The organism is Streptomyces sp. P9-2B-2 (assembly GCF_030406865.1).
Classification (GTDB): Bacteria; Actinomycetota; Actinomycetes; order Streptomycetales; family Streptomycetaceae; genus Streptomyces; species Streptomyces platensis.
This window is the reverse complement of the sequence record NZ_CP129126.1, coordinates 6417515-6440240: the sequence shown is the minus strand read 5'-3', so window position 1 is coordinate 6440240 and position 22726 is coordinate 6417515. Positions and strand designations below refer to the sequence as shown.

The 22726-nt window shown below is 70.9% G+C and carries 18 protein-coding genes; 9 read left to right on the top strand and 9 right to left on the bottom strand.

All coding sequences use genetic code 11. The features are described 5' to 3' along the window. Positions 1–20: 20 nt before the first annotated feature. From QT196_RS28435 to QT196_RS28420, 4 genes are all read right to left on the bottom strand, one after another. Complete coding sequence (locus QT196_RS28435) at positions 21–746, bottom strand: HAD family hydrolase (RefSeq protein ID WP_290355955.1); 726 nt, start codon at positions 744–746, stop codon at positions 21–23. 81 nt (positions 747–827) lie between these two features. After that, a complete protein-coding gene (gene gltX / locus QT196_RS28430; RefSeq protein ID WP_168481542.1) occupies positions 828–2309 on the bottom strand; it encodes a glutamate--tRNA ligase in 1482 nt (493 codons plus the stop codon). Continuing rightward, entirely contained in the window at positions 2302–3075 is a 774-nt protein-coding gene (locus tag QT196_RS28425; RefSeq protein WP_085925181.1) for a fumarylacetoacetate hydrolase family protein, read from the bottom strand. Before QT196_RS28425 ends, gltX begins: the two co-directional genes overlap by 8 nt. A gap of 81 nt (positions 3076–3156) precedes the next feature. Then, on the bottom strand, positions 3157–3339 hold the full coding sequence (locus QT196_RS28420) for a hypothetical protein (RefSeq protein ID WP_168484046.1): 183 nt from the start codon (positions 3337–3339) through the stop codon (positions 3157–3159). Positions 3340–3928: 589 nt separating this feature from the next. Here QT196_RS28420 and QT196_RS28415 point away from each other — a divergent pair. The 8 genes from QT196_RS28415 (at position 3929) to QT196_RS28380 (ending at position 14337) form a co-directional block, all read left to right on the top strand. After that, complete coding sequence (locus QT196_RS28415; protein ID WP_290355954.1) at positions 3929–7675, top strand: nitrate- and nitrite sensing domain-containing protein; 3747 nt, start codon at positions 3929–3931, stop codon at positions 7673–7675. A 9-nt stretch (positions 7676–7684) separates the two neighbouring features. Then, positions 7685–8098, top strand: a complete 414-nt coding sequence (locus tag QT196_RS28410) for a roadblock/LC7 domain-containing protein (protein ID WP_018087200.1) — start codon at positions 7685–7687, stop codon at positions 8096–8098. Positions 8099–8199: 101 nt separating this feature from the next. Further along, a complete protein-coding gene (locus QT196_RS28405; protein WP_042149221.1) occupies positions 8200–8610 on the top strand; it encodes a DUF742 domain-containing protein in 411 nt (136 codons plus the stop codon). Further along, the gene (locus QT196_RS28400; RefSeq protein ID WP_168481541.1) at positions 8591–9184 is read left to right on the top strand and encodes an ATP/GTP-binding protein; all 594 of its coding nucleotides are present in this window, start codon (positions 8591–8593) and stop codon (positions 9182–9184) included. Before QT196_RS28405 ends, QT196_RS28400 begins: the two co-directional genes overlap by 20 nt. 558 nt (positions 9185–9742) lie before the next feature. Next, the gene (locus QT196_RS28395; RefSeq protein ID WP_290355953.1) at positions 9743–12679 is read left to right on the top strand and encodes a nitrate- and nitrite sensing domain-containing protein; all 2937 of its coding nucleotides are present in this window, start codon (positions 9743–9745) and stop codon (positions 12677–12679) included. Positions 12680–12689: 10 nt separating this feature from the next. Next, a complete protein-coding gene (locus QT196_RS28390; protein ID WP_018087204.1) occupies positions 12690–13103 on the top strand; it encodes a roadblock/LC7 domain-containing protein in 414 nt (137 codons plus the stop codon). A gap of 138 nt (positions 13104–13241) precedes the next feature. After that, positions 13242–13778, top strand: coding sequence for a DUF742 domain-containing protein (locus QT196_RS28385; RefSeq protein ID WP_248001336.1), 537 nt, complete (start codon positions 13242–13244; stop codon positions 13776–13778). Continuing rightward, complete coding sequence (locus QT196_RS28380; RefSeq protein ID WP_073760799.1) at positions 13759–14337, top strand: ATP/GTP-binding protein; 579 nt, start codon at positions 13759–13761, stop codon at positions 14335–14337. The genes QT196_RS28385 and QT196_RS28380 overlap by 20 nt, the downstream gene beginning before the upstream one ends. A 132-nt stretch (positions 14338–14469) precedes the next feature. Here QT196_RS28380 and QT196_RS28375 read toward each other — a convergent pair whose 3' ends face one another. The 4 genes from QT196_RS28375 to QT196_RS28360 all read right to left on the bottom strand — a co-directional run bounded on the left by QT196_RS28375 (position 14470) and on the right by QT196_RS28360 (position 20106). Beyond that, entirely contained in the window at positions 14470–15126 is a 657-nt protein-coding gene (locus QT196_RS28375) for a DUF4360 domain-containing protein (RefSeq protein ID WP_168481538.1), read from the bottom strand. A gap of 475 nt (positions 15127–15601) precedes the next feature. Continuing rightward, positions 15602–15808, bottom strand: coding sequence for an acyl-CoA carboxylase epsilon subunit (locus tag QT196_RS28370; protein ID WP_168481537.1), 207 nt, complete (start codon positions 15806–15808; stop codon positions 15602–15604). A gap of 56 nt (positions 15809–15864) precedes the next feature. Beyond that, positions 15865–17448 carry an acyl-CoA carboxylase subunit beta gene (locus QT196_RS28365; RefSeq protein WP_168481536.1) on the bottom strand — a complete coding sequence of 528 codons (1584 nt, stop codon included), beginning with the start codon at positions 17446–17448 and terminating at the stop codon, positions 15865–15867. Between the two features lie 216 nt (positions 17449–17664). Then, positions 17665–20106 carry a polysaccharide lyase 8 family protein gene (locus tag QT196_RS28360; RefSeq protein WP_290355952.1) on the bottom strand — a complete coding sequence of 814 codons (2442 nt, stop codon included), beginning with the start codon at positions 20104–20106 and terminating at the stop codon, positions 17665–17667. 240 nt (positions 20107–20346) lie between these two features. Between QT196_RS28360 and QT196_RS28355 the strand changes: the two genes are divergently transcribed. Next, entirely contained in the window at positions 20347–20979 is a 633-nt protein-coding gene (locus QT196_RS28355; RefSeq protein ID WP_168481535.1) for a YceI family protein, read from the top strand. Between the two features lie 87 nt (positions 20980–21066). Here QT196_RS28355 and cimA read toward each other — a convergent pair whose 3' ends face one another. After that, positions 21067–22707 carry a citramalate synthase gene (gene cimA, locus QT196_RS28350; RefSeq protein ID WP_266733256.1) on the bottom strand — a complete coding sequence of 547 codons (1641 nt, stop codon included), beginning with the start codon at positions 22705–22707 and terminating at the stop codon, positions 21067–21069. Positions 22708–22726 lie beyond the last annotated feature (19 nt).

The following is a 22726-nucleotide window of genomic DNA, read 5'->3' as shown; positions in this document are numbered from 1 at the left end:
CGGGCGGCGCAGGAAGAACATTACCTGATCGTGGACGGCGCACCAAAACCGGTAACTGCGCCCAACAGCTCGGGGAGCTCCGCCAGGCTCGCGATCCGACGCACCCCCGCGGGCAGCTCCTCGCCGGTGCCCGCACGATCCAGCCATACGGCCGTCAGCCCGGCGTCCCGGGCGCCGAGTGCGTCGATGTCGAGCTTGTCGCCGATGTACACGACCTCGGCGGGGGTTAGGCCGAGCGCCTGACAGGCACCGGTGAACGCCTCCGGGGCGGGCTTGGCGCACCCCAGCGCGTCGGAGCAGAGCACCGCCTCGAAGCGGGTACGGATCCCCAGGACGGCCAGCTTGCGCTCCTGGTTGGCGGTGGTGGCGTTGGACAGCACCGCCTGCCGTACGAGGGGAGCCAGGGCCGCCAGGGCGGGCGCGGAGTCCGGGAAGAGCGTCCAGGACGCTTCGTAGTGCGCGAGGTACCGGCCGAACCAGGCGTCCGCCTCGGTGTCGGAGAGCGGGGTCCCCAGGAACGTCCGGGCCCGGCCTCTGCGGTGGTCGAGAAAGCCGACCTCGCCGGCGAGGAAGCGGGCGAACTCGGTCTCCATGGCCGTCCGCCAGCGCTCCAGGGCCGCTTCCTCGCCGCCGTACGCGTCGAGGAGTCCCTCGGTCCGCAGGTGCCGCAGGATGCCGGCCCGGTCCGACCCGGTGTAGTCGAAGAGGGTGTCGTCGAGGTCCCACAGGACGGCGCGCAGGGGCATACCGGCAATCTAGCGAAGGGCGCCGGATACGCGAGGGGCCCGGACACCGTGCGGTGTCCGGGCCCGTGGGCGCGGTGGCGGTCAGCCGGCCAGCTTGGCCAGGGCCGCGTCGATGCGCTGGAGGGTGCGCTCCTTGCCGAGGATCTCCAGGGACTCGAAGAGCGGCAGGCCGACCGTGCGGCCGGTGACGGCCACCCGGACGGGGGCCTGGGCCTTGCCGAGCTTGAGGCCGTGCTCCTCACCGGCGGCCAGGACGGCCTCCTTGAGGGGCTCGGGGCCGGACGCCCAGTCGGCGGCGTCGAGCGTGGCGCGCGCCGTGGTGAGCAGTGCGACCGGGTCGCCCTTCATCGCCTTCGTCCAGGACGCCTCGTCCTCGACGGGCTCCTCGCGGAAGAGGAAGTCGACATTGGCGGTGATGTCGGAGAGGACCGTCACGCGGGTCTGGGCGTGCGGGGCGATGGCCCGCCAGGCGGCCTCGTCGAAGTCCTCGGGGGCCCAGTTGGCGTGCGGGGCCGTCAGCCAGGGCTCGCAGGCCGTGATGAAGGACTCCAGGTCCAGGCGCCGGATGTGGTCGGCGTTGATCGCCTCGGCCTTCTTCAGGTCGAAGCGGGCCGGGTTGGCGTTGACGTCCGCGATGTCGAACTTCTCGATCAGCTCCTGCACCGAGAAGAGGTCCTGGTCGGCGGAGAAGGACCAGCCGAGCAGCGCGAGGTAGTTGAGCAGGCCCTCGGGGAGGAAGCCGCGCTCGCGGTAGAGGTTGAGGTTGGCCTGCGGGTCGCGCTTGGAGAGCTTCTTGTTGCCCTCGCCCATGACGTACGGGAGGTGGCCGAAGGCCGGGATCTCCTTGGCCACGCCCAGCTCGATCAGGGCCTTGTACAGGGCGATCTGGCGGGGGGTGGAGGAGAGCAGGTCCTCGCCGCGCAGGACGTGGGTGATCCCCATCAGGGCGTCGTCGACCGGGTTGACCAGGGTGTACAGCGGGGCGCCGTTGGCGCGGACGATGCCGTAGTCCGGGACGTTCTCCGGGGTGAAGGTCAGCTCGCCGCGCACCAGGTCGGTGAAGGTGATCGGCGCGTCGGGCATCCGGAAGCGGACGATGGAGGTCCGGCCCTCGGCGTCGTAGGCGGCCTTCTGCTCGGCGGTCAGCTCGCGGCAGGTGCCGTCGTAGCCGGAGGGCTTGCCGGCCTTGCGGGCGGCGTCGCGGCGCTCGTCGAGCTCTTCGGTGGTGCAGTAGCAGTGGTAGGCGTGGCCGGCGGCGAGGAGCTTGTCGGCGAGGTCCTTGTAGAGGTCCATGCGCTGCGACTGGCGGTACGGCGCGTGCGGGCCGCCGACCTCGGGGCCCTCGTCCCAGTCGAAGCCGAGCCAGTGGAACGAGTCCAGCAGCTGGTTGTAGGACTCCTCGGAGTCGCGGGCCGCGTCGGTGTCCTCGATCCGGAAGACCAGGGAACCCTTGTTGTGCCGTGCGTAGGCCCAGTTGAACAGGGCGGTACGGATCAGGCCGACATGGGGGTTACCGGTCGGGGAGGGACAGAAACGGACGCGGACGGGGGTCGCGTTAGCCACGCTTGATCACCTTGTTGGTGAGAGTGCCGATGCCTTCGATGGTGACGGCGACCTCGTCGCCGACGTTGAGCGGGCCGACTCCGGCCGGGGTGCCCGTGAGGATGACGTCGCCGGGGAGCAGGGTCATGGCCTCGGTGATGTGGACGATCAGGTCCTCCACCGGGCGGACCATGTCGCTGGTGCGGCCGAGCTGGCGCTGTTCGCCGTTGACCGTGCACTGGATGGCGAGACCCGCGGCGATGTCGGCGGGGTCCAGCCCGGTCTCGACCCAGGGGCCGAGCGGGCAGGAGCTGTCGAAGCCCTTGGCCCGTGCCCACTGCTTCTCGCGCTGCTGCACATCGCGGGCGGTGACGTCGTTGGCGCAGGTGTAGCCGAGGATCACGTCCTTGACGCGCTCGCGCGGCACCTCACGGCACATCCGGCCGATCACGACGGCGAGCTCCGCCTCGTGGTGCACCTCCTGGGAGAAGGAGGGGTACGCGATGGGGTCACCGGGGCCGATCACCGAGGTGGACGGCTTGAAGAAGGTGACCGGGACGTCCGGGACGGCGTTGCCCAGCTCGGCGGCGTGGTCGGCGTAGTTGCGGCCGATCGCGACGACCTTGTTGGGGAGGACCGGCGGCAGCAGCCGGACCTTGTCGAGGGGGACCTTTTGGCCCGAGCGCTCGAATTCCGCGAAGGGATGCCCCTTGATGACGTCGAGTTCGCCGTCTTCGAGGACGCCGAAGCCGACGTTGCCGTCGATGGAGAATCTTGCGATGCGCACGGGTTGCCGTCGCCCCTCATTGATCACTGGCCGGAGTTGACACTCCAGGCTATCGCGGGGCTGCTGCCGGTCCGTCGCTGATTACGCCGGGACGCCCTGCTCGGGGGCGGTCATCAGGACCGTACGGCGGGGGTTGGCGGTCTGGGCCGGCAGGTCGACGGTGTGCTCCGGGGCCTCGGTGCCGAGCTCCACGGCGTCGGTGAGGTGGGCCAGGGTGGTGCGCCGCGGGTTGGCTATGTTGCGGAACATCGTCGTCGTCTTCACTGCTGCATGCCTCGCGTCATCGAAGTCGGGAAAGGGCTTGCGGAAAGCTGCCTTGTCATTCTCGGCAACCATGTAAAGCGTCAGGCTAAGCGGGCTATTCCCTGCGATGTGCCGGGGGACTCAATGATCTTCCTGTGAGTTTGCTCACGAAGTGTGTGACAAATGCCGCATATCCCATGATCAACAACCCTGGGCGAATCGGACAATGGCGGATTGAAGTGCACGTTCCGCTCCCGATCACCGCACCTGGGACAGCGCCGAGGGGCAGCCGACTCGCGGATAAAAGTCCGTTATCGACGGTGAAATCTTCGACACGTCGTGACGCCTTCCGTACATTGCGTCACCCAAGTCACAGTGCGGGGCTCCGCTCTTGTTGGAGATCCGGCACTGTGCTGGAATTCCACGGACCGCCGCATGTTTGAGCCGGCGCGCAGGGCGCAACGAAGCGCCGCGCGGCGGTGCCGTCCACTCCGACCGAGAGGACAGCCCGCCGGTCATCACGACCGCCATGAGGGGGACTTAGCGGTCCCCATACGACTCGACACCGTCCCGCCGAGGTGGGACGCCTGGTCCAGAGGTTGCGACGCTAGTGCAGGGACGTTTCAAGAGGGATGGCAGCGCTGCGGCGGACCCGGAGCTGCGCGGCGGAACCGACCGCGCCTCCTCGCCCCAGCGCGCCCAAAGCAACGGTTCCGCCGGGGGCAGCACACTGCCCGTCGACGGGGGCGGCCAGGCGCCGGGCAATGACGCCGCGGACAGCGGTAAACCCAAGGCGTCGAAGGGGTCCAGTGGCCCCGGTTCGCGAATAGCACTGCGCAACTGGCGCATCAGCACGCGCCTGGTCTCCCTGCTCGCGCTTCCCGTGGTCGCCGCGACCACGCTGGGCGGTATGCGCATCGGCACGTCGCTGGAGAACATCGACCAGCTCGACAAGATGCAGCTGCTCACCGAGATGACCCGGCAGGCGACCGAGCTCGCCGACGCGTTGCAGATGGAGCGGGACAAGTCGGCCGGTCCGCTGGCCGGCAGCGGGAACGCCAAGGACGACGCCAACGTCGTCGCGCCCCGCGAGGCGACCGACCGCGCCCGGCTGTCGTTCAACCAGGCCACCGATGACATCCGGGGCCAGGACGCCACGATGACCGGTGTCCGGGCGACCGTCCTGGAGATCACCCGCCAGCTCAACACCCTCAACGAGATCCGCAACAACGCCTACAAGGACGCGGACAACTCGACCCGGACGGTCACCAGCTACAACCAGCTGATCAACTCGCTGCTGTCGCTCTCCCAGGACATGGCCCAGGCGACCAGCAACCCGGAGATGATCCGCAGTACCCGTGCGCTGGCGGCGTTCTCGTCGGCCAAGGAGTACGCGTCGATCCAGCGCGCCCTGGTCGCTGCCGGCCTCGCCCACGACGGCGGCCCGCAGCTGTCCTCCAACGACCGGCTGGCCGGCCGTAACGCCGAGAACAACGAGAAGGCGGCCCGCGACCGCTTCTCGCAGATCTACACCAGCAACGGGGAGAACAGCGCCGGCACGCTCACCCGCGGTCTGGACGGCAACAACGACGAGATCAAGGCCGCGGTGGCCTTCGCGCACCGCGCCTTCGCCAGCGGTTCCGGCATCCGCAGCCAGGACTACCGGTACCTCGACTGGTACGACTCCGACACCGTCAAGATCGACGAGATGTCGCGGATCGAGACCACGCTGCTCTCGGAGATGGAGCAGAAGTCCCGCCAGCTGCGCAACGAGGCCACCCAGTCCGCGATCATCAGCGGTGCGCTGATCCTGCTCGTCCTCGGCGTCTCGCTGGTCGGCGCGTTCGTCGTGGCGCGGTCCATGGTCCGCTCGCTGCGCCGTCTCCAGGACACCGCCCAGAAGGTCGCCCAGGACCGGCTGCCCGAGCTGGTCAAGCAGCTGTCGGAGTCCGACCCGCAGGACGTGGACACCTCCGTCGAGTCCGTCGGTGTGCACAGCCGGGACGAGATCGGCCGGGTGGCCGCGGCCTTCGACGACGTGCACCGCGAGGCGGTCCGCCTCGCCTCCGAGCAGGCGCTGCTGCGGGGCAACGTCAACGCGATGTTCACCAACCTCTCGCGCCGTTCCCAGGGTCTGATCCAGCGTCAGCTCTCGCTGATCTCCGAACTGGAGTCCCGCGAGGCCGACCCGGACCAGCTGTCCTCCCTCTTCAAGCTCGACCACCTCGCCACCCGCATGCGCCGTAACGGTGAGAACCTCCTGGTCCTCGCCGGTGAGGAGCCGGGGCGCCGGTGGACGCGGCCGGTGCCGCTGGTCGACGTGCTCCGTGCCGCCGCCTCCGAGGTGGAGCAGTACGAGCGGATCGAGCTCAACGCCGTACCGCAGACCGAGGTCGCCGGCCGGGTCGTCAACGACCTCGTGCACCTCCTCGCCGAGCTGCTGGAGAACGCCACCTCGTTCTCCTCCCCGCAGACCAAGGTCAAGGTCACCGGCCACGCGCTGCCCGACGGCCGGGTGCTGGTCGAGATCCACGACACCGGTATCGGCCTGTCCCCCGAGGACCTTTCGGCGATCAACGAGCGGCTGGCCAGCCCGCCGACCGTGGACGTCTCGGTGTCCCGGCGGATGGGTCTGTTCGTGGTCGGCCGGCTGTCGCTGCGGCACGGCATCCGTATCCAGCTGCGGCCCTCCGACTCCGGCGGCACCACCGCGCTGGTCATGCTGCCGGTCGATCTCGCCCAGGGCGGCAAGAAGCCGGCGCCCAGCAGCGCCAAGGGCGGCGGCGGTGACCACGGCGGCACGCCCGCCAGCCGGCTCGCGGGGCTCCAGCCGCGCGGTCAGGTCGGTTCGGGCCCCTCGGCCGGCGGGCGTCCCGCGCTGCCCGGCCGCGGCGGCCAGGGCGGCGGCCCCGGCGGCGGTGCGCCCAACGCCTTCGGTGCCCCGGCACCCGCCGGCCGTACGGCCCCGCCCGGTGCGGGCGCCCCCGGCGCCCCGGCGCAGGGCGGCGACGCCCGCCCGGCCGCCGGCCGTCCCGGCGGCGCGCGTCCCTCCCTGCCCACCCGCGGCGCGGACAACGGCCCGGCACCCACCGTCGCTCCGCCGACCGGCGCCCCGCGCCGCGAGGAGCGTCCGCAGCTGCCCGCCCGTGGCCCCGCTGCCGAACTGCCGAGCGGTCCGCCCGCCGGCGGGCAGGGCGGCGGCCAGGGCACTCAGCAGCCCGGCGGTACGAGCTGGGGCGCGCGCCGTGAGCGCGGCGGCTCCGACGACTGGCCGATGACGCCCCGTGAGACGCAGGAGCGGCCGCGCGGCCACGAGGAGCCGGAGACCACCGGCAGCTTCGAGCGGCCCGCGCCGAGCGGCGGCCCCGGTGACACCGCGGCGTTCCCCCGTCCCGACTTCAACGGCCCGCCGCCCGCCGCGGACGGCACCCCGCGCGGTTCCCGCCCGCAGGGCGCGCGTCCGGGCCAGGGTGCGGGCAACGGCCCCGCTGACACCGGGCAGTTCCCCATGCCGGGCGGCAACACGGGTCAGTACGAGACCGGCCGCTACGAGACGGGCGAGTACCGGCGTCCGGACAGCGACACCGGGCAGTACCAGCGCCCCGAGGACACCGGCCAGTACCAGCGGCCCGACAGCGACACCGGCCAGTACGGGACCGGTCAGTTCGGGACCGGTCAGTTCGAGACCGGCCAGTATCAGCGACCGGACGCCGACCGTGCCGCGTACGCCGACGAGTCGCAGGGCACCGGGCAGTTCCCGGTGCAGCGGTCGCAGGACAGCGGTGCGCCGTCCGCCGATGTGCTCGGTGAGGCGGACGCCGGTCCCGGAGACGGCCGTACGCCGATCTTCGACACCATCGAGTCCAACTGGTTCAACCACCCGGCGGCCGCCGCTGCCGGTGTACCGCCCCAGGGCGACGCCGAGCCCGAGGCGCCGCGGCTGCCGCGGCGCGCGGCCGCACAGGACGGCCCGCAGCGCGGCGAGGTGCGCGACGACGCGCGCGGCGAGGCACCGGTCAACGGTGCGCGCCGGGCGGCGCCGGCCGAGGCCACCGGCCAGTGGCGCAGCTCGCCGAACGACGAGACGTGGCGGCAGGCGGAGCAGATCCGCCAGCCCGCCGCGGGCGGTATCACCACCTCCGGACTGCCCCGCCGGGTCCCGCGCGCGAACCTCGTCGCGGGCACCGCGCAACAGCAGCAGTCCACCCAGAGCGGTCCCCAGGTCTCGCGTGCGCCCAGTGAGGTGCGCGGGCGGCTGACCAATCTCCGTCGGGGTATTCAGCAAGGCCGGCAGGCCGGGACGTCGTCCACCGGCACTCACGGCGTTGTCGATCCCACTCACCAGCAGGAGCGTTAGTTGAGTCCGATGAGCCAGGCGGCGCAGAACCTGAACTGGTTGATCACCAACTTCGTGGACAACACCCCCGGGGTGTCGCACACGGTGGTGGTCTCCGCGGACGGTCTGCTCCTCGCCATGTCCGAAGGCTTCCCCCGCGACCGTGCCGATCAGTTGGCGGCGGTGGCCTCCGGCCTGACCTCGCTGACCTCCGGCGCGTCCCGCATCTTCGAGGGCGGGACGGTCAACCAGACCGTCGTGGAGATGGAGCGTGGCTTCCTCTTCATCATGTCCGTCTCCGACGGATCGTCGCTGGCCGTGCTGGCGCACCCCGAGTGCGACATCGGCCTGGTCGGCTACGAAATGGCTCTGCTGGTCGACCGCGCGGGCACGGTACTGACGCCGGATCTGCGCGCCGAACTTCAGGGCAGCCTGCTGCACTGAACGGCGCCCGCAGCGCCGCTCCGTACAGCACCAACCATCCATGTGCCGCACCCCCCACCGGCCCAACCCGACGACAGTCAGTTGTCCCGCCCGGAGGACCCATGACCCCGCCACCTGCCACTTCCGGCCCGTACGGCGCCTACAGTCAAGCGCCGTACGGGAACGAAGGTGACCAGCCGCTGGTGCGCCCGTACGCCATGACCGGAGGCCGGACCCGGCCGCGCTACCAGCTCGCCATAGAGGCGCTGGTCAGCACGACCGCCGACCCCTCTCAGCTGCCCGGGCTGCTGCCCGAGCACCAGCGGATCTGCCACCTGTGCCGCGAGGTGAAATCGGTCGCCGAGGTCTCCGCCCTGCTCCACATCCCGCTGGGTGTGGCGCGGATTCTGGTCGCGGACCTGGCAGAGGCCGGGATGGTGGCGATCCACCAGCCGGGCGGCAGCGGTGAAGCCGGTGGCACGCCCGACGTGACCTTGCTCGAGAGGGTGCTCAGTGGACTTCGCAAGCTCTGACAGCGGTTCGGACGGGACTACGGCCCGCGCCACGACCTCCGCCAAGATCGTGGTGGCGGGTGGCTTCGGCGTGGGCAAGACCACGTTCGTCGGGGCCGTCTCAGAGATCAACCCGCTGCGTACCGAGGCCGTGATGACCTCCGCCTCGGCGGGTGTCGACGATCTCAGCCACGTGCAGGGCAAGACCACGACGACCGTGGCGATGGACTTCGGCCGGATCACCCTGGACCAGGACCTGATCCTGTACCTCTTCGGTACGCCGGGTCAGGACCGTTTCTGGTTCATGTGGGACGACCTGGTCCGCGGCGCGATCGGCGCCGTGGTCCTGGTGGACACCCGCCGTCTCGCCGACTGCTTCCCGGCCGTCGACTACTTCGAGAACAGCGGACTGCCGTTCGTCGTCGCCCTCAACGGCTTCGAGGGGTATCAGCCCCACACGCCCGACGAGGTGCGTGAGGCGCTTCAGATCGGCCCGGGGACGCCGATCATCACCACCGACGCCCGGCACCGCAACGAGGCCAAGAGCGCCCTCATCACGCTCGTCGAGCACGCGCTGATGGCCCGCCTCCAGTAGCCCGTCGCCACCGGCCCGCCGCCGTCCGGCGCGGGCCGGACGGCCCTTGTCAGGGCCGGGGGCGTGCCCCCCTGCCCCGGACCGGATTCCGGCATCCCTGAGTCGATCTGTGTCCTTCGACACGCCCGCAATTTTGCTTCATAACGTTTCGACAGTGAATCAGCGGGCTTTCGACACCCCGCGCGCATGCCCGGCTTCGCTGCGCTCACAATTCTCCTGCATTTTGGCGCGGCTCGCCCTTAACGCCCCTTTTATCTTGGGCCCTTTCGCGCCCGCTCCGGTATTACCCAGTGTTTGGAACGCACCGCCCTGACGTGCTGAAATTCGCTGAACTCCGGAGTAGGAACGCCCAGAAGAAACGGCACAGCAAGTCAGTGCCGGCGCCGAGAGGTTGTTGGTCGAGTGAGGCGAAGCAAGGCGAGCCCCGAGCCGCAGGAACCGCGGCGGGGTAACTTCACACCGCCACCCAGAGGTGGCCTACCGGCTTCTGACGCGCCCGAAAATTCGGCCGCGAAGCCTCCGGTCAGTGGCGGTAAGTACTCCCCGCGCAACTGGCGCGTGGCGACCCGCCTGAACGCCATTCTGCTGATCCCCGTCGGACTCGCCCTGGTTTTCGGCGGTCTGCGGGTGGACAGCTCGTTCGCCACCTGGCAGGAAGCCCAGGACGCGGAGAACACCGCGAAGCTCGTTCGCGCCGCGCTTTCCTACGGCACTGCCGTGATCGACGAGCGTGACCGCACCGCGGCACCGCTGCTCAAGGGCAAGAAGGACGACCCGGTCGTGCAGCAGGCGCGCGACGCCACCGACGCCGCCGCCGACAAGTTCCACGAGGCCGCCAAGGCCATGCCGGACAAGCCGGGCCTCAAGCGCCGGCTCGCGGCGTTCGAGAAGGCCGAGCCCAAGCTCCAGCAGCTGCGTCAGGCCTCCTACACCTCCAAGCTGCGCGGTGTGCAGACCGAAGAGGGCTATGTCGAGGTCCAGCACCCGCTGATGGAGTTCGCCAACGAACTCGGCCTGGGCACCGGCAACATCACCTCCTACGGCCGCACGGTCTACGCCATCTCGCTGGCCAAGGCCGCCGAGTCGCTCCAGCGCTCCATCGGCACCCACCTCCTGGTCGACCCGGCGTCCCCGCAGGGCGGCAAGGAACACAAGCTCCAGCTGACCGCCTTCGCGTCGTACCGCTACCTGGAGGGCATCGCCATCGGCGAGTACACCTCCGGCGGTATGCCCGAGGACGTCGAGCGCCTCAAGAAGGACGCCGCGTCGCTCAAGCAGGCCGCGCAGCAGAAGATCGCGCGGGCGAAGGAGCAGGCGCAGGCGGCCGGCCGGCCGTTCCGCACCCCGCCGTCGATCGACCAGATGTCCGCCCAGATCGCCACCGGCGCCGCGCCGGAGACGCTCGGGGTGCGCGGCATCACCTCCGACACCTACTTCGCGGCCGCGACCGGCAAGTTCGACATGTACCGGTCCATCGAGAAGGACCTGGCGGACAAGGCCGTGAACGAGGCGGCGCAGATCGCCGACGACGCCCGCCAGTCGACCTTCATCGACTCCGGCATCGCGGTGGCCGCGCTGATCATCGCGTTCGTCGTGGCCGGTCTGATGGCCCGCCGGATGAGCCGCAACATGCGCCAGCTGCGCACCGCCGCCTTCGGCATCGCCGAGCAGCGGCTGCCGATGCTGGTCGACCAGCTCTCGCGGACGGACCCGGGCCGGGTCGACACCCGCGTGCAGCCCATCCCGATCTCCACCACCGACGAGATCGGCGAGGTCGCCCGCGCCTTCGACCAGGTGCACCGCGAGGCCGTCCGGCTCGCCGCCGAGCAGGCGCTGCTGCGGGGCAACGTCAACGCGATCTTCACCAACCTCTCCAGCCGCAACCAGGGTCTGATCGAGCGCCAGTTGGAGCTGATCACCGACCTGGAGAACAACGAGGCGGACCCGGACCAGCTGGAGAGCCTCTTCCGGCTCGACCACCTGGCCACCCGTATGCGGCGCAACGGCGAGAACCTCCTCATCCTCGCGGGCGAGGAGCCCGGCCGCCGCTGGAACCAGCCGGTGCCGCTGGTCGACGTCCTGCGGGCGGCGATCAGTGAGGTCGAGTCCTACGAGCGAATAGACCTCACCGGCGTCCCCGAGAGCGAGATCCACGGCACCGCCGTGACCGACCTCGTGCACCTGCTGTCCGAGCTGCTGGAGAACGCCACCACGTTCTCCTCCCCGCAGACGAAGGTGCGGGTGGCCGCGACGCGGCTGCCCGACGGCCGGGTGATGATCGAGATCCACGACAAGGGCATCGGGCTCACCCCCGAGGACTTCGCGGACATCAACCACAAGCTGGCGAACCCGCCGAGCGTGGATGCCGCGATCTCCCAGCGCATGGGCCTGTTCGTGGTCGGCCGGCTGGCCGACCGGCACGGAATCCGGGTGCAGCTGCGCCCCTCCGGCGAGCAGGCGGGCACCACGTCGCTGGTCATGCTGCCCGAGGCGATCACCCACGGTGGTGGTGGCGGCGACGAGCAGTACGACGACGACTTCACGGTCTCCCGGATCGTGCCGGAGCAGCAGCAGCACACGGCGTACGAGAACCATCAGCGCACCGCCGCCGAGCTGGGCTTCGACGACAGCCGCTACGGCCGGCCGGACTCCGGTGAGCTGGACATGGTGGGCCGCTCGCTGGTCCGCGAGGAGCGCCGGGCCGCACTGGAGGCCCAGACCTCCGGTGAGCAGGGCCCCGGGTACCCGCAGGACGAGCGTCCGCTCTTCCGTGACGAGGTGCCGTCCGGCGGCGCCTACCAGGACTACCCGCCCCAGGGATATGCGGAAGCCGATCAACCGCTCTACGACGACCGGTCGCACGGCGGCCACGCGTTCGGCGAGCCCGGCTTCGCGGAGACCACGGGCCAGCAGCCATACGTCTCCCACGAGGCGGCACAGCCGGACGAATGGGCCGAACGCCCCTCATTCGAGGGCTACTTCGGGACCGAAGCGGAATCTGACCGGAATACAACTGCCGCTCCCGCTGACGCCGCCGAGCGCGTACCATTCGAGCGTCCGGGCCCCACACCGAGCGATGCCCCCCCGCTGACGGGCGCCGGCCTTCCGCGCCGCGGAGGCCGCGACCAGCAGGCGCCGCAGGTGCCGCAGCAGGGGAGCCCGCCGGAGACCGGCCAGGACGGTACCGACTGGCGCAGCTCCAACGACGAGCGCTGGGAGCGGGCGGAGCAGCTGCGCGAGCCGAAGGCGGGCGGAGTCACCTCCTCCGGCCTCCCCCGGCGGGTGCCCAAGGCCAACCTGGTCGAAGGTGCCGCGGAGCAGACCCCGCAGGGCGGCCCCCAGGTCTCCCGCGCCCCTGAGGACGTCCGCGGCAGGCTGAGTAACCTGCGCCGCGGTGTCCAGCAGGGACGCAACGTCGGCACGGACCCCTCCGGGGTCCCCCAGAATGACCAACAGGGCTTCGGCCCCGGCAGCACCTACGATCAGGAGCGTTAGTGTGAGCCCGATGAGCCAGGCGGCGCAGAATCTGAACTGGTTGATCACCAACTTCGTGGACAACACCCCTGGGGTGTCCCACACGGTCGTGGTCTCCGCGGACGGTCTCCTCCTCGCCATGTCCGAGGGCTTCCCTCGTGACAGAGCCGATCAGTTGGCGGCGGTGGCCTCCGGCCTGACGTCGCTGACCTCCGGCGCGTCCCGCATCTTCGAGGGCGGTAGCGTCAACCAGACCGTGGTGGAGATGGAGCGTGGCTTCCTCTTCATCATGTCCGTCTCCGACGGATCGTCGCTGGCCGTGCTGGCGCACCCCGAGTGCGACATCGGCCTGGTCGGCTATGAGATGGCCCTGCTGGTCGACCGCGCAGGCACGGTGCTGACGCCGGATCTGCGCGCCGAACTTCAGGGAAGTCTTCTCAACTAAAAGACAGGCAGTGCGTTTCCCGCCACCGCGCCTTATGGTTCGGTGGCGCGACCGGCGTCAGACAGGCAAGTTGGAGGAGGAGACGTGGCAACGCCCCCGAGCGGATACCCGTACGGTTCCGGACAGGAGTCCGGGCCTGTGGGCGAGACCCATAACAACCGCTTCAACTTCCCGTCTGCGCCGAGCCGCCGGCCGCAGCGGCCCCAGCAGCAGCAGCCCCGGCCGTACGACTCCCAGCCGTACGAGCCGTCGGTGTACGACCAGCCCCAGGCACCGCGCATCCAGCCGGTGCAGCCGCAACGGCGCGCGCCCGAGCCCGCCTCCACCGGCTCGAACAATTCGCTGGTGCGCCCGTACGCCATGACCGGAGGCCGGACCCGGCCGCGCTACCAGCTCGCCATCGAGGCACTGGTCAGCACGACCGCCGACCCCGCCAAGCTGCAAGGCCAGCTGCCGGAGCACCAGCGCATCTGCCACCTCTGCCGTGAGATCAAGTCAGTAGCCGAGATCTCCGCGCTTCTCTCCATCCCCCTCGGCGTCGCCCGGATCCTCGTCGCCGACCTGGCAGAGGCCGGACTCGTCGCCATCCATCAGCCCGGCGGGGACGAGACCGCCGGCGGACAGCCAGATGTGACACTGCTCGAAAGGGTGCTCAGTGGACTTCGCAAGCTCTAGCGGTGCAGCCCGCTCCACCACCTCCGCGAAAATCGTGGTGGCGGGCGGCTTCGGCGTGGGCAAGACCACGTTCGTCGGGGCCGTCTCAGAGATCAATCCGCTGCGTACCGAAGCCGTGATGACCTCCGCCTCGGCGGGCATCGACGACCTCACGCACGCGCCGGACAAGACGACCACGACCGTGGCCATGGACTTCGGCCGGATCACCCTGGACCAGGACCTGATCCTGTACCTCTTCGGTACGCCGGGCCAGGACCGTTTCTGGTTCATGTGGGACGACCTGGTCCGCGGCGCCATCGGCGCCGTCGTGCTGGTCGACACCCGCCGTCTCGCCGACTGCTTCCCCGCGGTCGACTACTTCGAGAACAGCGGACTGCCCTTCGTCATCGCCCTCAACGGCTTCGACGGGCACCAGCCCTACACGCCCGACGAGGTACGTGAGGCGCTTCAGATCGGCCCGGACGCGCCGATCATCATCACCGACGCGCGGCACCGCAGCGAGGCCAAGAGCGCGCTCATCACGCTCGTGGAGCACGCGCTGATGGCGCGCCTGCGCTAGGACGCGTCCGGGCCCCCGTGCCCGCACGCGCGCAACGACGAAAGGCCCCCACACCGTTTTGGTGCGGGGGCCTTCGTCGTCCCGGGAGCCCGTACGCACCCGTCCACGGGCCCCCGGTACGGCTTCCCGGCGTCAGCGGCGCCCGGGGCACTCCTTCCATGCGAAGTGGTACAGGGTGTTGATGCTGCCGTCGGTGGAGTCCATGGCCATGTAGCTGGTGGACTTGGGGTCCGCCGACTTGGCGTCCACCCTCATCTCGGTGTTGATGTTGAAGTAGCGCTCCTCGCCGCAGGGGGCGTACACCAGCGCGTCGATGTCGGTCTCGTCCGAGGTCTGCCAGTTGGCGTCGTAGGGGCCGCTGAAGGTGTGGCTCTTACGGGCCGTCTGCTGCTGGCCCTGGAAGTAGTAGCCGGCCGTCTCCAGCCCCCGGGCCCCCGGCGCCAGGGAGGCGTAACCCCGGTAGTCGGCCCGGGCGATGGCGTACGTGAAGCCCTGCGGGACATGCACGTTCAGCGCGATCTGGCAGTTCTTGCGGGAGTCGGTGGGCTTGCTGCCGCTGCCCGCCTGGGCGAGGTACTCGCTGTACGTGACGGTGAAGGCCGTGTTGTCGGGCGCGATGGCCACTGCGGCGCTGCCGGGTCTGCACCCCGAACCGTTGACCGTGGCGACGGTAATAGTGATCTTGCCCGTCGGCGGGTCGTCGCCGAACCGGGCGGTGGCGGTGGGGGATGCCGATCCGGCGAGGAGCAACGATGCCACTGCGGCACCAGCACTCAGCGTGCTGAGCATGGGCTTTCCTTCCGGTCGTCCTAGGCCCGCGACGCGGGAACACCAGGAGAAGGGTTGACGAGCGCATGCCAGCATGGGGATCACCGCTTGAACAGCTCTGCTCCCCAGGGTTGAGGCGAACCTACGCCTTGATCCGGACACGCCATGCCAAACCGGAACACGTTGCGGTTTGCGCCGTTTCGCCTTCGGCGGGTGGGTGGCGGGTCGGAGGGGACGCCCGGTACCCCTCCCCCAGCCTCCGGCCGGGAGGTGCCCCCACGGCGCGGGCGACGCGGGTCCATGGGATTGAGCACCCCGGCGTTCGCTCCGGTCCTGCAGGCGGGGCACCGGGCATCCCCTCCGACCACCGTGCGTGCGCGGCTGACCCGCCGTACGGATCACCGTTACGGCAAGGCAGCGGGACCTCCAAAGGCCCGGAAACCCACAAGGGGCCCCGCAACAGGCGGGGCCCCAAGTCGGCAAGCTCAGCGAAGCGTTACCGCTGCCAGCTGGTCGCTCCGTGGAAGCCGTTCTGCCGCTCCAGGCGGCGCCAGCGGGCAGCCGTGGCGTGCGGACGCGCGGGCGCGGCGGTCGGCCGGTGCGCGGCGCGGGCCAGCAGGACCGCGGTCAGGGCGGCCAGCTCTTCCTCGCTGGCCTGGCCCTTCTCCACGCGGATGGAGTCGGTGCGGTGGGCAGTGTTCACGGTGTGGTCTCCGTCGTCGCGGTGGGCGTGGTGCCGGTGGCGGGTGCGGTGGGTGGCTACTGGGGCGGGTTGCCGTGCTTACGGGCCGGCAGGTCCGCATGCTTGGTGCGCAGCATCTCCAGGGCACGGATGAGCGTGTGGCGGGTCTCGGCGGGGTCGATGACGTCGTCGACCAGGCCGCGCTCGGCCGCGTAGTAGGGGTGCATCAGCTCGGACTTGTACTCCTTGACCATGCGCACCCGCATGGCCTCGGAGTCGTCCGCCTCGGCGATCTGCTTGCGGAAGATGACGTTGGCGGCGCCCTCGGCGCCCATCACCGCGATCTCGTTGGTGGGCCAGGCGTAGGTCAGGTCGGCGCCGATGGACTGCGAGTCCATGACGATGTAGGCGCCGCCGTAGGCCTTGCGCAGGACGAGGGAGATCCGCGGCACGGTCGCGTTGCAGTAGGCGTAGAGCAGCTTGGCGCCGTGCCGGATGATGCCGCCGTGCTCCTGGTCGACGCCGGGCAGGAAGCCGGGGACGTCGAGCAGGGTGACGATCGGGATGTTGAAGGCGTCGCACATCTGGACGAAGCGGGCGGACTTCTCGGACGCCTCGATGTCCAGCACACCGGCCAGCGACTGCGGCTGGTTGGCGATGATGCCCACCACGCGGCCGTCGAGCCGGGACAGCGCGCAGATGATGTTGGTCGCCCAGCGCTCGTGGACCTCCAGGAATTCGCCGTCGTCGACGATCTCCTCGATGACCTTGCGCATGTCGTACGGGCGGTTGCCGTCGGCCGGGACCAGGTCGAGCAGCGCGTCACCGGAGCGGTCGGCGGGGTCCTCGCAGGGCACCGTCGGCGGGTTCTCGCGGTTGTTCGCGGGCAGCAGCGAGAGGAGGTAGCGGACCTCCTCCAGGCAGGTGGCCTCGTCGTCGTAGGCGAAGTGCGCGACACCGGAGGTCTCGGCGTGCACGTCGGCGCCGCCCAGGCCGTTCTGGGTGATCTCCTCGCCGGTCACCGCGCGCACCACGTCGGGGCCGGTGATGAACATCTGCGAGGTCTCGCGGACCATGAAGACGAAGTCCGTCAGGGCCGGGGAGTAGGCGGCGCCGCCGGCGCAGGGGCCGAGCATGACGGAGATCTGCGGGATGACCCCGCTCGCCTTGGTGTTGCGCTGGAAGATGCCGCCGTAGCCGGCGAGCGCGGAGACACCCTCCTGGATGCGGGCACCGGCGCCGTCGTTCAGCGAGACCAGCGGTGCACCGGCCTGGATGGCCATGTCCATGATCTTGTGGATCTTGGTGGCGTGGGCCTCGCCCAGCGCGCCGCCGAAGATCCGGAAGTCGTGCGCGTAGGTGAAGACGGTCCGGCCGTGGACGGTGCCCCAGCCGGTGATCACGCCGTCGGTGTAGGGCTTCTTCGCCTCCAGGCCGAAGCCCGTCGCCCGGTGCCGCCGCAGCGGCTCGACCTCGTTGAACGAACCCTCGTCCAGCAGCAGCTCGATCCGCTCGCGGGCCGTCAGCTTGCCCTTGGCACGCTGCGCTTCGGTGGCACGCTCGCTGGGGCCTCGCCGGACCTGCTCACGGATGGCGTGCAGTTCGGCGACGCGCCCGCGGGCGTCGTTGGCGCCGGCGGGCACATCTTCGACAGTGGTCATGTATCGACGGTACGTGGGCGGGGTGCCCCGCACCGATGTCGGTTTCGTACAACGTCGCATGCGATTTGGTGGGCAGGCAGTACAGAACCGCGCTGTACGCACCCCGCGTCCCGGCGTCCGTTCGGGTGGCGGGCTCATCCGGCGTCTGTATGGGCCCGACAAACAGACGCGGAGCGATGTTGTGGTGACCGGCTGGTCCGGCGGGCCGGGTTCCGGTCAGCCCAGCCGCACGGTGCAGCTGTGGGTGGCGCAGCTCGTGCCGGGGGTCACCCGCAGCCGCAGGGCCCGCCCGGTGGTCAGCACCTCGATCGCCGGGTCATGGGCGAGCACCGCGCGCACCGGCCGTGACCAGGTGATCTCCAGGGTGTCGCCGGTGCGCTCGGGGGCGGCGACGCAGAGCCGCGCGGTGCCGCCGCGGCCCGCCGGCCGCCCGCGCCGCCGCTCCCGTACCAGCACGGTCGCCGGGCCGTCGGCGGTGAGCGGCCCCGCGCGGCCCGCCCGCCAGAAATTGGCGGCGGTTACGCCGAGCGGGTCGACGGCGATCGCCTGCCGGTCCGCGTCGTTGGCGAGCACGGTCAGCCAGCGCCGGTCGGCGGCGCGGGCGGCGAGCGTGCCGGGGGTGGCGCCCGGCATCAGGAGGTAGGCGTAGCAGGCGTCGGTGGGGTCGGTGCCGTGGTCGTGCCAGAGGGTGAGATAGCGGCGGGTGAAGGGTTCGGTGGAGGAGGTCGTGTTGATGTCGTGCCAGGAGCCGGTGCGGGCCTCGCGCAGCGCCATCAGGGGGGCGCCGCCGGGGAAGACATAGCCGCCATGGCCGGCGAGGTGGGCCCAGTGGGCGCGGCGGAAGGCGGTGGTCCGGCCGAGGGTGCCGGGCTGCGGGACGCCGTCGACGGTGAGCGTCGCGGTGCCGGACTCCCCCAGGCAGCGGTTGTCGACGACGGTCTCGGCGGGCACGCCGTCGCGGGCGGTGATGCCGGCGCCCAGGCAGACGACGCAGTCCGCGAGCGCGAACCAGGATTTCCTGGCGGTGAGGGTGGCGGCCAGTCCGCGCAGGTCCTGGCCGAGGGCGGCGTAGGTGCCGTCGGTGGTCCCGCCGACCCAGCGCGCGGCGGGCTTGGGCTCGCCCCAGCCGCCGCCCTCGTTGTCGGCCAGCCGCTTGGTGGAGACGGTCGTGCCGGGGAGCCGGTAGGGGTCGACGGTGGGCCAGAAGGCGTCCGTGTACTGGTCGCCGCCGAAATCGGCGCCCCACCAGGAGAGCATGCCGGCGCCGGTGTGCCAGCCGCGCGGGTTCTCGCCGTTGCCGTTCTCGTAGTACGCGATCCGGTCGGAGGCCATAGCCAGCCCTGCGGCCCAGCCGGGGCGGCGGTGGACGGCGCGGTCCATGGCGGGGAACAGCCGGTGGCCGACGGGTTCGGGGGCGGGGGCCGCGGGGCTCCGGGCGATCTCGCCGAGCCGGGCGAGGTCGGCGACGGGGTACTGCCGGTCGGTGAGGACCGGCAGCGTACGGTCGCGGGCGATCCAGCCCTTGATCATGGCGTGCCAGCGGTCCCGCTCGGCGCCGCTCGCGCTCCGGGCGAGCAGTGCGACGGCGGCGATCAGCGCATGGCCGTGGTAATGGTCGCTGCGCAGGATGTGCCGTTCGTCGCTGCGGAGATAGCCGCGGCTGATGGCGCGGCCGTTGACGCAGTCCATCATCAGGCCGTTGTGGAGCAGCGGGGCGTAGGCCCGTTCGACGCTGTCGAAGATGACCTGCCTGGCCGGGTCGGTGAGCTGCCAGGACGAGCCGCCGAGCAGCGCGAACAGCCGGCCGAGGCCGTCCAGCAGGACATAGCCGTAGGTGCCGGAGTAGGCGACCCAGGTGTGCTGGACGAAGGAGCCGTCGGCGTAGAGCCCGTCGCCCGCGGTGACGTACGGGAAGACCGGGGAGAGGGCGTCGCGGGCCAGCGCGATCTTGTCGGGGGCGCGGCCGAGGACGCCGCGCAGCGCGACCACCCGGCACAGGTCGACGCGGTTGGCGCCGGTACTGGTCCCGGTGTAGTCGCCGAGCATGGTGTCGGGCACGAAGTGGTCGACGGCGGCCAGACAGCGGGTGCGCAGATCGTCGGGCACGCCGCCGCCCTCGGGCAACCGCTCGTCGAGGATCGCGAGGGTGTCGAGAAGGAGTCTGGGGCTGCCGATCTGCCACTCCCACCAGTTTCCGTAACGGGTGGTGGCGGTGCGGTAGACGGTGGCTTCGAGGTGGCCGAGGCCGGTGACGAGGGCTTCGGCGAGGGCGGGGTCGCCGGTGCGGCCGGTGCCGGGCTGGGCGTAGCCCTGGGCCATGGTGTGCAGCCGGCTGTAGCTCTGGGTGATGCCGGACGGCGGGTCGTAGCGGCAGTCGGGCCAGAGGGAGCCGGCGGCCGGGCGCATCCGCGCCTGGAAGGTGCTCGCGAGGGCGCCGGTCTCCTGGAGGGCGGCGGCGTAGGGCGGGGCGGTGGGGTCGAAGCCGGTGCCCAGGGTGAGTTCGCACCAGCGGCGGCGGAGGGCGGTGAACTCGTCGGCGGGGGCGGCCGGCCCGGGGGCGGCGTGCGCGGGGCCGGCCGCGAGGCCGAGCGCACCCGCGGTGGAGACGGCGAGAAATCCTCTGCGTGACCAGACGGGCAGGGCGGGGACTGGTGACACGGGCGGTCCTCTCCAGGGCGTCAACTGGGGGGTGGCGCTGCGCACTTGGGAGTTCCCGATGGTCTAGCACGGGCCGTCGGCGAGCGGCAATGACCGCGCCGGAACGCCGACCACCACCCGCCCGGCGGAGCCCGTTCCCACCAAGAGGTTGAATGTTGAACCAGATAGGGTTACCTTGAATCTCGTTGAAGCTTAAACAAAACTTCCGCACACCGAGTGCACCGTCTTTGAGGAGGAGCCATGGCTCTGTTCAACCGCAAGCGCACCGCCGACACCGCCGTCACCGCCCCCGCCGCCGCTGCCGTCCTCGACGCGGACCCCGGACTCGCGGCACTGACCGGCGACTACACCATCGACCCGGCCCACAGCAGCATCGGCTTCACCGTCCGGCACGCCATGGTCACCAACGTCCGCGGTGCCTTCGGGGTGTACGAGGGCTCGCTGCACCTCGACGGGTCCGAGCCGGCCCGCTCCACCGCCTCCCTCGACGTCACGATCGCCAGCATCGACACCGGGATCGCGGACCGCGACGGCCATCTGCGCAGCGCCGACTTCTTCGACGCCGAGAGCTTCCCGCTGATGACCTTCCGCAGCACCGCCGCCGAGCGCGTGGGCGGTGACCGCTACCGCATCACCGGCGAGCTGACCCTCCGGGACGTCACCAAGCCGCTCACCATCGACCTGGAGTTCCACGGCTCGGCCACCGATGTCTACGGCGCCGAGCGGGTCGGCTTCGAGGGCAGCGCCGAGATCCTGCGCTCCGACTGGGGCCTGACCTGGAACGCCGCGCTGGAGACCGGCGGCGTCATGGTCAGCGACAAGGTCAAGCTCACCTTCGACATCTCGGCCGTCAAGGCGGCCCCGGAGGCCTGAGCCGGCCCCCTCCCCCATGACCGCGGCCCCGCACCGGCCTCCCCGGAGGTCCGTGCGGGGCCGCGGTCATGCCGTGCCCGGCGGCGCTCAGTCCTGGGGTTCGACCCCGGCCCGCAGCAGCCCGTACGCGTAGGCGTCGTCCAGCGCCTGCCAGGACGCGGCGATCACGTTCTCCGCGACGCCGACCGTGGACCACTCGCCCCGGCCGTCGCTGGTGGAGACCAGGACCCGGGTGATCGAGCCGGTGCCCAGGGCGCCCTCCAGGATGCGGACCTTGTAGTCCACCAGCTCCATGTGGGCCAGCTGCGGATAGATCCGCTCCAGCCCCACCCGCAGCGCCCGGTCGAGCGCGTTGACCGGGCCGTTGCCCTCGGCGGTGGCGACGATCCGCTCCCCCTTGGCCCACAGCTTCACGGTCGCCTCGTTGGCGTGCGTCCCGTCCGGGCGGTCCTCGACGATCGCCCGCCAGGACTCGACGCTGAAGTAGCGCACCGGCGTGCCCCGCACCTCTTCGCGCAGCAGCAGCTCGAAGGACGCGTCGGCGGCCTCGTACGTATAGCCCGTCAGCTCCCGCTCCTTGACCCGCTCGACGACCCGGCCGACCAGCGCCCGGTCGCCGCTCAGATCGATGCCCAGCTCCTTGCCCTTGAGCTCGATGGACGCCCGGCCGGCCATGTCGGAGACCAGCATCCGCATGCTGTTGCCGACCAGCGCCGGATCGATGTGCTGGTAGAGATCCGGGTCGACCTTGATGGCGGAGGCGTGCAGTCCGGCCTTGTGGGCGAAGGCGGAGACACCGACGTAGGGCTGGTGGGTGGAGGGGGTGAGGTTGACGACCTCGGCGATGGCGTGCGAGATCCGGGTGGTCTCGGCGAGCTTGCCCTCGGGCAGCACCTGCCGCCCGTACTTGAGCTCCAGGGCGGCGACGACCGGGAAGAGGTTGGAGTTGCCGACCCGCTCGCCGTAGCCGTTGGCGGTGCACTGGACGTGGGTGGCGCCCGCGTCCACCGCGGCCAGGGTGTTGGCGACGGCGCAGCCGGTGTCGTCCTGGGCGTGGATGCCCAGCCGTGCCCCGGTGTCCGCGAGGACGGTCCGGACGACGGCGGTGATCTGCGCCGGGAGCATCCCGCCGTTGGTGTCGCAGAGCACCACGACATCGGCGCCGGCCTCGCTCGCGGTGCGGACGACCTGCTTGGCGTAGACCGCGTCCAGGGCATAGCCGTCGAAGAAGTGCTCACAGTCGAGGAAGACCCGGCGGCCCTGGTCGCGCAGGTGGCGGACGGTGTCCCGCACCATCGCGAGGTTCTCCTCGGGGGTGGTGCGCAGCGCCAGCTCCACATGCCCGACATGGGACTTGGCGACCAGCGTGATGACCGGGGCCCCGGACTCCAGCAGCGCGGCGACCTGCGGATCGTCCTCGACGCGGACACCGGCCTTGCGGGTGGCGCCGAACGCGACCAGCTGGGCGTGCCGGAAGTCGATCTCCTCGCGGGCCCGCTGGAAGAACTCGGTGTCCCGCGGATTGGCGCCGGGCCAGCCCCCCTCGATGAAGCCGACCCCGAATTCTTCGAGGTGCCGGGCGATGGTCAGCTTGTCGGCGACCGTGAGATTGATGCCCTCGCGCTGCGCGCCGTCGCGGAGCGTGGTGTCGAAGACATGGAAGTCGTCGGACACCGCGTCGGCGGGCCGGGGGGCGGGCGACGGGGAGGGTTCTTGTGCGTCCGTCATGCTGGTCTGGCTCCTGTCG